11 protein-coding genes and 1 tRNA gene are annotated in these 11,811 nt (G+C 55.5%); 5 read left to right on the forward strand and 7 right to left on the reverse strand.

Annotated features, from left to right (window positions below):
• Positions 1 to 41: 41 nt before the first annotated feature.
• From B5G40_RS11810 to B5G40_RS16920, 5 genes are all read left to right on the forward strand, one after another.
• On the forward strand, positions 42 to 1,559 hold the full coding sequence (locus B5G40_RS11810; protein ID WP_087289522.1) for a DNA methylase: 1,518 nt from the start codon (positions 42 to 44) through the stop codon (positions 1,557 to 1,559).
• Positions 1,556 to 1,978, forward strand: coding sequence for a hypothetical protein (locus B5G40_RS11815; protein ID WP_087289523.1), 423 nt, complete (start codon positions 1,556 to 1,558; stop codon positions 1,976 to 1,978). The genes B5G40_RS11810 and B5G40_RS11815 overlap by 4 nt, the downstream gene beginning before the upstream one ends.
• Positions 1,979 to 2,115: 137 nt before the next feature.
• Complete coding sequence (locus tag B5G40_RS11820) at positions 2,116 to 2,934, forward strand: SMODS domain-containing nucleotidyltransferase (RefSeq protein ID WP_087289524.1); 819 nt, start codon at positions 2,116 to 2,118, stop codon at positions 2,932 to 2,934.
• 33 nt (positions 2,935 to 2,967) lie between these two features.
• Positions 2,968 to 3,534, forward strand: coding sequence for an SLATT domain-containing protein (locus B5G40_RS11825; RefSeq protein WP_087289525.1), 567 nt, complete (start codon positions 2,968 to 2,970; stop codon positions 3,532 to 3,534).
• Positions 3,535 to 3,882: 348 nt separating this feature from the next.
• Positions 3,883 to 3,963, forward strand: a tRNA-Ala gene (locus B5G40_RS16920).
• A 46-nt stretch (positions 3,964 to 4,009) separates the two neighbouring features.
• On the opposite strand, the gene B5G40_RS17185 is transcribed toward B5G40_RS16920, so the two are convergent.
• The 7 genes from B5G40_RS17185 to B5G40_RS11860 form a co-directional block, all read right to left on the reverse strand.
• Entirely contained in the window at positions 4,010 to 5,032 is a 1,023-nt protein-coding gene (locus B5G40_RS17185) for a hypothetical protein (RefSeq protein ID WP_206407236.1), read from the reverse strand.
• Positions 5,033 to 5,085: 53 nt separating this feature from the next.
• Positions 5,086 to 6,048 (reverse strand): hypothetical protein, encoded by a 963-nt coding sequence (locus B5G40_RS11835; protein ID WP_087399736.1) that lies wholly within the window; start codon positions 6,046 to 6,048, stop codon positions 5,086 to 5,088.
• Between the two features lie 12 nt (positions 6,049 to 6,060).
• Positions 6,061 to 6,696, reverse strand: coding sequence for a hypothetical protein (locus tag B5G40_RS11840; RefSeq protein WP_087399737.1), 636 nt, complete (start codon positions 6,694 to 6,696; stop codon positions 6,061 to 6,063).
• 18 nt (positions 6,697 to 6,714) lie between these two features.
• Positions 6,715 to 7,536 (reverse strand): hypothetical protein, encoded by an 822-nt coding sequence (locus B5G40_RS11845; RefSeq protein ID WP_087399738.1) that lies wholly within the window; start codon positions 7,534 to 7,536, stop codon positions 6,715 to 6,717.
• A 136-nt stretch (positions 7,537 to 7,672) separates the two neighbouring features.
• The gene (locus tag B5G40_RS11850; protein ID WP_087399739.1) at positions 7,673 to 9,562 is read right to left on the reverse strand and encodes a hypothetical protein; all 1,890 of its coding nucleotides are present in this window, start codon (positions 9,560 to 9,562) and stop codon (positions 7,673 to 7,675) included.
• Complete coding sequence (locus B5G40_RS11855) at positions 9,555 to 11,180, reverse strand: hypothetical protein (RefSeq protein ID WP_206407237.1); 1,626 nt, start codon at positions 11,178 to 11,180, stop codon at positions 9,555 to 9,557. The genes B5G40_RS11850 and B5G40_RS11855 overlap by 8 nt, the downstream gene beginning before the upstream one ends.
• 83 nt (positions 11,181 to 11,263) lie before the next feature.
• Positions 11,264 to 11,680, reverse strand: coding sequence for a terminase small subunit (locus B5G40_RS11860; RefSeq protein WP_087399741.1), 417 nt, complete (start codon positions 11,678 to 11,680; stop codon positions 11,264 to 11,266).
• Positions 11,681 to 11,811 lie beyond the last annotated feature (131 nt).

Genomic DNA, 11,811 nt, shown 5'->3' on the forward strand with positions numbered 1-11,811 from the left:
CGATTGTGAGATACTAATTAAAATGGAAGGAGGGAGCGGGCATGAAAGAACGGACCTATATCTGCTGTGACCTGAAATCGTTCTACGCCTCGGTGGAGTGCGTGGAGCGGGGGTTGGATCCCATGACCACCAACTTGGTGGTGGCAGACAAGCGGCGCACGGAGAAGACGATCTGCCTGGCCGTCTCCCCCTCTCTGAAAGCCTACGGTATCTCTGGCCGGGCCCGGCTGTTCGAGGTGGTACAGCGGGTGGCAGAGGTAAACGCCAAGCGGAAATGGGACGCTCCAGGCCATCAGCTCACCGGCGCCTCCTGGAACGATCCTGAAGTACAGGGGAACCCTGCCTTGGCTCTGGACTATATCGTGGCTCCGCCCCGGATGGCTCATTACATCGATTGGAGTACGAAAATCTACAGCGTCTATCTGAAATATATCGCCCCAGAGGACATCTTCCCCTACTCCATCGACGAGGTGTTCATGGACATCACCAACTACCTGGACACCTATAAGATGACGGCGCGGGAACTGACCCGCACCATTATCCTGGACATTCTGAAGACTACCGGCATCACCGCTGCGGCGGGAATGGGTACCAATCTATATCTTGCCAAGGTTGCCATGGACATCGTAGCCAAGCACGTCCATCCAGATCAAGATGGAGTGCGGATTGCCAAACTGAATGAGATGACCTACCGCCGTCTTCTGTGGACCCACCGCCCCCTGACGGATTTCTGGCGGGTAGGCAAGGGCTATGCCAATAAGCTGGAGGCTCACGGACTATATACCATGGGCGACATCGCCCGGTGTTCCATCGGCAAACCTGGAGATTACCACAGCGAGGAACTGTTGTACCGGCTGTTCGGCGTCAATGCGGAGATTTTGATCGACCATGCCTGGGGCTGGGAGCCCTGCACTATTGCGGACGTGAAAGCCTATAAGCCGGAGAACAAAAGTATCGTCTCCGGGCAAGTCCTGCAGTGTCCCTACGACTTCGAGAAAGCCAGGCTGGTGGTGCGGGAGATGGCGGACGCCCTGGCCTTGGATTTGGTGGACAAAGGGCTGGTGACCAACCAGCTGGTACTCACCGTGGGCTACGACCGGGAGAATCTGGACGACCCAAGCCGCCGTCAGAGCTACCGCGGCCCGGTGACCACTGATCGCTATGGCCGGAAGATCCCCAAGCACGCCGTGGGGACAGAGAATTTCCCCTACACTTCTTCCGCCAGCGATCTGCTGAAGGCGGTGAGTGCCCTTTACGACCGGATCGTGGACGAGAATCTACTGATCCGCCGACTGAGCATCAGCGCCAACAAGCTGCTCCCCGAGGTTGATGTGCCCAAGGATGAGGCAGAGCAGTTGGATCTGTTCACCGACTACGCCGCCAAGGAGCAGCGGGAGCAGGCGGACGAGGCCGCCCATGCCCGGGAGCGGAAGATTCAGGAGGCCATGCTGGGGATCAAGAAGAAGTTCGGCAAGAACGCCATCCTCAAAGGGATGAACCTGGAGGAGGGGGCCACTGCCAAGGAGCGGAATCAGACCATAGGAGGGCACCACGCATGAGCGGGAAATATGACGATATCCTCCACCTGCCCCACCCCACCTCCGCCAAGCACCCTCGGATGCCGATTTCAGAGCGGGCCGCCATTTTCAGCCCCTTCGCCGCCCTCTCCGGTCACGCGGGTGCCGTCGCGGAAACCGCCCGGCTGACAGACCAGAGAATGGATCTGGACGAGGACACCAGAGCGGAGTTAGATCGACGGCAGGCGGTGCTGCTGAAATACATTGCCGAGCAGCCGGAGGTCACGGTCATCTGGTTCCAGCCGGACGAGCGGAAAGACGGCGGATCCTATGTCACAACTGTCGGCCGAGCAAAAAAGATTGACGAATTTAAAAGAATTTTGAGCATGGTTGGCGGACAGGAGATAGTTTTGGATGATATTGTACAGATTGAGAGCCAATTGCTTTATGACCTACCCTAATAAGAGTAATTCTTGTTGTGAATCCTAATCCGCAAAATATTTTGATCCGTATGGATGGTATGTGGCTTTAAAATGGATGCTTTCCATGGTATAATTTTCTATATATTATGGTCCGCCTATAAGTGAGGTATAATATCATGAGTTCACATGTATGTAAGCATCAGGAAATAATTCCGCAAGCTATTCGGGAAACAATCTCTATGCGGTATCATGTTGTGACACGTGCTATTAACCGTGAATTTTGGGGTATCGATAGCGAATTAGAACATAGCTTGTATGTCGGTTCATATGGGCGTGGGACAGCAGTCAATACCAGCGATCTTGACATCTTGGTTGAATTACCACAGAATAGATATATGCAGTATGATGTTGTTAAAGGGAATGGACAATCTCGCTTACTACAAGCGGTGAGATTAGCAATTCTAAATACCTATCCTCGTAGCGATGTGAGAGCTGATGGGCAAGTTGTAATAATTTCCTTTAGCGATGGTATGAAATTCGAGATACTTCCTGCATTTAAAAATTTGAACTGGATTGGTCAGTGGGACGGTACATATATCTACCCTGACACAAATATGGGAGGAAACTGGCTGCCCACGAATCCTAAAGCAGAACAAGAAGCTATGTATGCAAAAAATAGGCAAAGCAATGGATTACTTTATGATACCTGTAAGCATATTAGAAGTGTTCGAGATAGCAATTATAAAAGTTACCATCTATCAGGAATTGTAATAGATAGCTTTGTATTTTCAACCATCGGAAGCTGGAAGTGGGTACCTGATGGAGAAACTTCAACTTCTGCATGGGGAGAATATGAAAACCATCTCCTGAAAAGTTTAGAAAACTATCTTCAAAGAGGAATATATCATTTATATGCTCCTGGAAGCAACCAGGTATTAAGCTGGAGAGACAGCACAGAATGTCTGTGGAAAGTGCTTAACTATATGGTTAATTGAAAATGGCAGCCATTTTTATAGGAGAATAATTCAATGGAACATAATGAATCTCACAAGCGAGATTTAAAAGTCCAAATCAGAGAGGCTTTTGGCCGAGTTGTTTACACATATACAACGCATTTAAAGCAAGCAGAGTTTTTGGTCAAGAAAAATAAAAGAATAAGGATATGGCAAATTTTTCTCTCTGCTATTTCAACTGGTGGATTTCTTGGCGCAATAGCTTCAGATGAAGTTGTCATGACCTGGGTCGCGGGTATTGTTTCGACAATCTTACTGGCACTTAATTTGTTCTTTAAAGAATTCGACCTTGCTGGCGATATTAGCAGTCACCGCGCAACAGCCCACGAATTATGGATTATTCGAGAGCAATATATTTCTCTTCTTACAGACTTCTCAGTTCTAAGCGAAGATATTATCATGGAGCGACGAGATAAGCTCCAGGAGTCTACAGCAAAAGTCTATACAACAGCTCGACCAACTGATCACAGAAGTTACCTTGCGGCGCAAAAGGCACTAAAAGAAGATGAAGAACAGTTTTTTGACACGGAGGAGATTGATCAAATGCTCCCTGAGCACTTGCGAGAAAGCTCAAGAAATTAAGGATTCACCGTGGATAGAATCAAAAGACATTTGCAGTTCCAATTTGGTGCGGGTTTTGTTTTCAAAAAAGAGTGAATTTCGAAAAGATATTTTGGGAGGATCTCCGTGTCTGGGATGACTTGAACTCTCCCCAAAAGGAGTTAAGAGGAAGACCCTGTTGGACAGTGTTTTTTTGAGGGAAAATAGAGGACACCTTAGCGAAAATCTCTCAACAAAGAATTACTCATTTGGGGCCAAGATGCGAATCATTCGGAGGCTTCCTCCCAATGGTTCGCATCCCCTAAGAATCCCGCGCAATACACGGGCCCAAGTAAAGCTGGCAAAAAGCCTTGCTTGGCCAAAAGAGTGGGGCCCGTGCTGTGTCGCGTTCGGGAGAGCGTACGGTTCGCATCCGTAAGGTCGTCGGTTCGATCCCGATTAGGTCCACCACACTCGGGAGATCTCAAAATGAGATCTCCCGAGTTTTTTCATGCTTTCAGGATGCACGATAGTACACACTCTTGTCCCCTTCCGGATGCAGGAAGTCGAAGAACTGTGTGACACTGATTTTGAATTCCACTTGGATTTCAAAGTTCCTCCCGATATTCACCCGCTCAATGAGCTGCCGCAGGATCATCTTCTTTCCCTCGATACTACTCCCCGCATACAGGTCGGCCCAGGATATAATCTTGTCATACTCCTTTTGGACGGCAACGGCAGAGCTCTTCAGATCAGCCGCTTTTTCCTTGGCCTGTTCCAATTCCTGTGCCAGCGCCGCCAGTTTGCTTCGGGTGTCCTCTATCATCTCGCCGAGGATGTCCGCTCCAAAACTGCCAGTCCCATTGATGGTCTTGATGATCTCCTTCTTGTAGCTCTCCAGTTCCCGTTCTGCGGCGGCGTGGAGTTTCTCCAGATTTGCTACTGAACTGTTTGCCAGTTGGAGTTCTTTCTCCCGCTGCTTTTGAATGAGCTGGCTCCTGGGTGCAGTCTTCATCCGCTCAAAGAGTTGGATGACGATCTTATCAAGCAGCGGCTGGTAATCGACAACAAGATCCACCACCAGCTGCTGTGCGGCTACAAAGTAGGGCAGGCAAGCCGCTGCATCCTCGTCTACCTCGAACTCGTAATCGTCCGGCGCGTTCTGCGGGATGGTGGCCGGTGTGGCGAAGTACTCCACCACCACCGCGCCGATATCGCTTTCCGGAAGCAGGATCGCGCTTTCTGTGAACACATAGTTCCGGCCCCGCTTGCCGTCCTTCCAAATCCGAAACGGGGTCTTGAAGTTGTCCGGCAACGGGCAGGCAATAAAACCGGCGGCGGGAGTATCGCCCGGGGACGGGTCTGGCGCCGCCGGGGTAAACGTCCGGATGATTTTTTTGTAATTGGCAATGTTTTTCTGCGCCAGGTCGAAAAAGTCCGCCATGCGCACGTTCAGGTCCTCGTCCACGGTGATAGACCCGCCGGAGGAATACTCGTCAATGAGCATGAGGACCTTCCGTTTTCCATCTCCCAATGTCATGGTATTACCTCCAGAAAGTCAAAGAGGGCGGGCGTTTGCCCGCCCTCTTGTTGTCACGCAGGGTTGGAGAAGATGATCTGCCGAGAGTCGCCCCAGCCCACGCCAAAGTCCACATAGGCGGTGTACAGGTCAATCAGGGGGTTGTCCAGGTCGGAGTTCATGACCATGGGCTTGGTGATGTACACGATGTTGACCAGCTCCTTCATGAGGGTGCGGTCACAGATGGCCCACTGCTTGGGGCCGAAGCCGTCCTTGCCGCCGCCCACCACCATGTAGGTCATGTCCTCATACACGGGGTTTGCCGCGTTGGTGTCGTCGCCGGGGTTGCGCAGGGGGCGCAGCTTGCTGTTCTCGCCAAAGATCTTCTTTGCGGTGGCCTCCAGCTCGGGAGAGACCAGCACGCAGTCCATCTGGCAGAGGAAGGGCAGGCCGTCGGGAGTCAGATACCGGCCCGAAAGGGACTGGGCCTTGGTGATAGCATCCACACTCAGCTCGTCGGTGATGAGGTTGGAGAATGTGCCGGAATCAGGATCGGGCACACGCTTGCGGCCCTGGTCCATCTTGGCAGCCACGGGGTGCTTGGTGCTGGCCCAGGGCTGGCCGTCGCCGCCCAGGATCTTGGCGTTGAACGCGTTGCCGAACATCCGCAGGCAGTGCAGATACACGGTCATGGCAGCAGAGTCGCCCAGCTTGGTTCCCACCTTTTTGGTCTCGCCCAGCTTGTCCACCTTGGCCTGCTTGTAGCCGATGGGAATGGACTTCTGGAACTCGCCGGGGGTGATGATGGTGCGGAATCCGCGCTTCTGCTCACCCATGTTCAGGTCGGCTCCGTTGTAGGGGGACAGCTCACCGTAGCCGCCGGTGCCGTTCATCTCGTAGTCGATGGACTTGGAATTGACCTCGCCCATAATCATCTTGAACTTGTTCATGCGGTTGGCATAGGCGCTCTGGAACGCCTTGCCCACAAACTTGTAGTTATCGCCCTTCCAGGCGGTGGAGTTGACATTAGTAGGCATACTTGGACCTCCTTACTGCCCGTTGCCCAGGGCGTGCTTGACGGCCATGAACCAAATCTCGTCGGTTACTTCGTCGCGGCCCACTACCTTGATGGAAGTTGCGCCGGCCTTGGTAATAACCATGTTGGTGCCGTCGTCGCCCACAGCCAGCTTGTCACAGCCGACAGGGGGATAAACCACGATCTTATCGCCCACGGCTACCGTGTCGCCGCTTTCGACGGTAAGGGTAACCGTTCCGCCGCTTTCGGAGCCGGTGGTGATCCGGCGGATAGCGCCGGTCTTGTCCTTGATGTAGCCGCCGTCAAAGGCATTCGCGCCTGCGCCGGTGGTGGCGGTGAACTTCACGGTGGTAGCGCCGCTGCCGGAAATGGCATCCACCACGGGGGCGGGGCAGGCAAGGACAGCGCCGGGGGCGTCCCGGACGATGATCTTGGTGCCGTTGTTGCGGGGGTTGAGGGCGTCCTCGGTGCCGGTGTGGGCCTCTGCGGTGATACCCAGCACAGCGCCGGTCTCAGCCGAAACCACGGGCACCACAAGGCCCTTTTCCAGCTTGACCAGAGCGCCCACAGTTACATTGGTATTGCTTGCGATGTCGTACTCACGCTCGGACTGAAGCACGGCACCGGATACATCCATAACCTGGTGCATATAGGGGTCTCCTTTCTGTTACATACTCAAAAACTCTTTTGCGGTCATCTTCATGGAGGGGTTATCGCGGTTCCACTCCTCCAGTTCTGCCCGCTGCGCAGGGGTAAGGCCGTCACCACCGCCACTCTGACCGCCGCCGGTGCCTCTGCCGCTCTTGCGTGCGGCCTTTTCGACGGCGGAACGCTCGGCGTCACTGACCAGCTCCACAAAATCCTCGTACAGGTCGCACAGAGATTCCTTGTAAAGCCGGTTCTTTGCAAACTTCCGGAACTTCGGGTTGCTTTCCAGCTTCCCGGGGTCCACGTCGGGATACTTCTTGACAAACCGGTCCAAGTCCTGACGCACAAAATCGTTTCTTGCGTTGATGGCCGCCATAGCCTGCTTCTGGACAGCCTCTTCGCGCCGCTTCTGAGTAATCCAGGACTGGTTTTCCTGCTCCTCCTGGAGCTTTTCCACGGTGGTTCCCTTGCGCTTGGCTTCTTCTGCCAGCTTATCCGCCTTGAACCTTTCCCCATAGGCCAGGAAGTCCTTGAAGCTGCTGAAAGGCTTCCCGGTGTAGGGATTTATGATACCCATACCGGCTACCTGCTGGTCATACTGACGTTGCAGGCGCTCGGTGGTCTCCTGTTCAGCGCGAATCCGGGCCGCTCTGGCGGCGGCGTTGTCCTGGTGCGACTGTCCGCCCTCCTGGCGCTGACTTGCGGGGTCAGCGTTACCCCCTTCGCCGGGGTCCTGGTTGGTTTCGGTCACATCTTCTTCCTGAGAGTCCACGACACTCTCCTGGCCAGCGGTGCCCTCGTCAATCTCCTGCTCGGTTACCTGGCTTTCAAACTCGCCCATAGTGATCTCCTTTCGCCGTTATCCGCCCCGGCCGCGATTTTATTTTTCTGCCACGATCTTCCCCTTGTTCTCACACTGGGGATCCCGGCAGATATAGAGTATTTTTCCTTCTTTCCGGACCACCTGACAGTCCGTTTTACACCGTGGGCACAGCACTTGCACCGCCTCCCATCATGTCAAACTGGGCCGCCGTGGGGTTGCCGCCCATCTGGCCCGTGGGCACCTGCTGGGCGCTCTGCATCTGCTGGACTGCCTGCTGGGCGGTTACAGCCTGGGTCACAAGCTGCAAAAGCTGGGGATTCTGCGCCAGCGCCTCCACGATCTCAGGCGGAACCGCCGGGGCAAACTTGCTTTCCCAGTCCTGGATGATTTCTTGTTTCTGCGGGATGTCCAGCACGTCCACCATGGCCTCAAACAACTTGTAATTGTCAGGGGTGACCTGCGCCGCAACAAGGTTTTGCAGGGCCTGGAGCGTCGCCGCCTTGCTACGGATCACGCCGTCACCGGCGTTTACGGTCACACCCACCCGGGGCCAGTACCGGCGTTCCTCCTCCAGCACGTCGCCGGTCATGAAGTCGTAAGTGGCCGGCACATATCCGGCCAGCTGGTCGGTATTGAGCGCAAAGTTTACCGGATCTTCGTCCGGTTTCTCGGCCCCGATGAAGATTTGTCGCTCCTCGTCGTAGAACTCCAGCACCGACCAGTCAATCAGCTCATAAAGCCGCTCAAAACCGGCGTTTCGGTCGGCCTTTTTAATCTCCATTTGGGTGTCCACATCGGAGCGAATCATAGCCAGCTCGGATGCCGTCTTGACGGAGCTGGAGACCTTGCCCTGGTTTGTCTCATAGTTGCGGTTGGTGCGCTGAATCTGAGTGAGCAGCCACTCCACCATAGGAAGGGAATTGGAACCGCTGTTCAGTCCGCCCAGACGGGCAATCTTTCCGACGGCGTTCTGCCGGACGGTAACCACAGCGCCGGGGACATTGGTAAATTCCTCGCCGGGGGCAAGGGCGTTTTCCTCCACCAGAACAATATCGTTGGCGGTAAAGGCGTCATTCAGCAGGCCATTGGCAAGTTCCCGGTCGGCTGCGTCCACCATAGGAATGATAGGCTCCAGCTCAGAGCGGTTATAAAACTGGTTTTCGTCCCGAATCCGCCAGTAATGGACAAACGGAAACAGCTGGTTTTGGTCTCCGGTCCGCTGCCAGTAGTCCGGGATGTGCTTGACCTCGTGGCCCCCGGCCTGGATGGTACAGCCCACGCGGCCGGTCTCCGGGTCTTTATACCAGAACTCCATCACCTGCACGGTATCCTCGGAGTCCTCCACATTGGGGGTCACCATGTCAAAGATACCGCCACGCTCGGTGTACTCGCTCTCCAGAATAGAGTCTACCGTCATGCCGTCCTTGCGGAGCGCTGCCCCGTAGGTCCGCCAAAATACCACCTTGTGGAGCCGGTAGAGGTAGGCCACATACTGCCCAGCCTGGATGCCGTCCGGGCCTGCGGTAGGGTCGATGTACAGCGCATCCACTGGCACGTCCCGAACTCGGATGTCGCCCCAGTTGGGGCCGCAGGGCATACCATCGTCCCAGTACACTTTCCAAAAGGCGTCGCCGTACTTGGTCAGCCGCCGTTCATTGCTGGTGTTGAGGTCGTCCAATCGGTTGTTTTGGCAGACGAACTTGCACGCATATTCACGCTGTTTGGCCTTGCTGCTGTCCAGATCGTCGTCCCTTCCTCGGAACTCCGGCTCGGGCACCACGGGGTCCACCTGGCTCTCGACCATGATAAACGGGTCAGGCACCACCGCCGGGTCCCATCCAATGTCAGAGTCCCTCACGGCCTCCCGGATCTCGTCGCTGACCGCGTGGATAAAGTTGTAATAATCGTTGTACCGCACCCACTCCGTCTCGCGGAATGTTCGGGCGTTCTTGGCCTTGGCAAAGAGCTGCCCCGCCGTTTCCTCCCGGGCCTGCCGGTCGGAGTAATCATAGCCGGGGATTGCTCCAGTCTTTTTCTTAGGCACGGCGGCGTCTCCTCCTGTCTTTTGCGTTGAGTATGTCTATCAGCTTCTTGTGGGGTTCCTCCGGCGTCTCCAGAACCACCATGGACTGCTGGGGCCGGATGTGGTTGGCAATGGCAAGGGACATAACCAGGTCGTCATGCTTGCCCGGTAGCGCCTCGGCGCGTCCCTTGTCGTTCTTGGCGAAGCTGAGCATTTCGGCCAGTGTGGCATCGTCCACGATGTTCTCCAGGTTGTCCCGGGCCGCCTCCACCAGCTCCGCAATGATAACCGGCCGTGTGGCCGTGTTGGTGTTGAATCCATAGGCCTTTTTGAGCGCCCCGGTATAGGTGTCTGTCTGCTCCCGGGTGTACTGCCTGGGGTATTGCAGCCTGGTTAGCTCTTTGACCGGGTGGGTAGAGTAGTTGACCTCCACGCCCACCAACGCCTCGTTGTAGTACATCCCAAGGCAGTAGATTTGACGGGCAAATACGTCCTCGTCCATCTTGCCATGCAGCACGGCGACTTGCTCGCCGCTGGTGTTGTCCAGCACATGGGCTGCGAAGAAGTCGGACCAGGCCGTCCCGCTGTCTCCGGCGGTGTCTGCGCCTATGACGTAGGGCACGCCCTCCACAGGGCGCTTGTATATGGTAATCTCACCATCGGCGCAAGGCTCCCAGGTGATCCCGGAGACCGTCAGGCCGTCGTACTCATAGACAAATCGGCCACGGTTTTCCGTTCGCCCGCTGTATACTTGGCTCATTCCGGTTACTGCCGCCCGGGTCTTGATAACCTGCCGCCATGCGGCTATTGCCGTCTGGTCAAAGATGCAGGAACCGGAAGCGATGAAGGCTTCATCGGGGCAGGCGGGGTATTCCTGCCTGAACAAGTCCAGATCCCCGCCGCAGTTGATCTTGATGCACCAGCGCCGCCATGCAAGCTGCTCGTCGTCCAGGTCGTAGAGCTTGACAAGCTCCTCTTCTTCCACCGTCCGAACGAATCCAGGTGGCACGGGCCGCCGGTATTCCTCCATCTGCCACCAGGCAGCGAAGAAGGGACACCATCCGTCACGCTCTCCGCGCTCCCAGGCGCTTACCGCGTTGTCCCATATATCTTTGAACTCGTCGAATCCGTTTGCCGTACTCTCGATGAATACCATAGTGTCCGGCTCGTCCGGGACTGCCTGCATGATACCGGCAAGCGTGTCCCGCTTGTCTCCCGGCCAGAATGCGAACTCAGAAAGGTGGGCCACCTTGATCGTAAAGGACCGGCCGACGCCATGACCGCCTGCCGTGGACACCCGGATGGAGCTGTCCAGGCCCCTCTGCTTGCCCTTGCTGCCGGTAGGTGATGCAAAGAGCAACTCCCGGGCGTTGCTGGCCCTCTGCATGGGCTTGAGGCGGTCGGGCAGGTAATCGTAATACCGCTTTGCCATGCCAAAGATGTTTGACGTGGCGTCGTCCTGGTGGGCCATGACCAGCCCCGCCACGTTTCGCGCCGTGGCTGCTGCCCAAAATATGATTGCCTCAATGAGGGTCGAAAACCCCATCTGACGGGCCTTTAACACGATGATGCGCACCGGGATTCCCTGCGCCCGCAGTTCCTTGATTTGGTCATACAAACGCCCCTGTGGGCCGTTCATTTTAAACGGGACTATATTGCCCTGCTTGTTTCGGATCTTCAAGCACTTTTCGATGTACTCCCGGCAGACTCTGACGTGAACCATCAAAACGCCTGCCCTTCGCCCTGCTTGTCCAGGTCCTCCAGGTAGCTCTCCATGGTCAGGGACAGGGTGCCCGTGACCTCGGACCGCTCGGTAAACATGGCCATGTGCTTGCCCAGCAGCTCCAGCGCCTTGAGTTTGTTGGAGTATTTTAGGCTGCTCTCCGGCCCGTCGTCCGCCCCCTGGGTGGCGATCTTGTACAGCTCGGCCAGTACAAAGTCCTGGGTGATATGCGTCCGGTCGCCTCTCTCATCCATTGCGGCTTTTATAGCCTCCTGGACTGTAGTTTTTTGGAGTAGCTGGTATCCGATCTCCCCCGCTCTCCTCTGGCTGTACCCCGCCCTGATAGCGGCCTGCGTGGCGTTGAGGTCCACAAGGTACTCCTGGACAAACGCTGTCTGTTTTGCTGTCAATGCCACGGTATCACCGCCTTTCTGTGGCTGCTCAAAGGCTCGTTTTCTTCCCCCAGATTCTGCGCAAAAACTTGCGAAATGCGCAAGAGTTTTTTCTTTCTTTTTTGGGGGGATAATAGGGGGGTAATAGATAGGGG

The sequence above is a fragment of the Flavonifractor sp. An9 genome, from assembly GCF_002161245.1.
Classification (GTDB): Bacteria; Bacillota; Clostridia; order Oscillospirales; family Oscillospiraceae; genus Flavonifractor; species Flavonifractor avicola.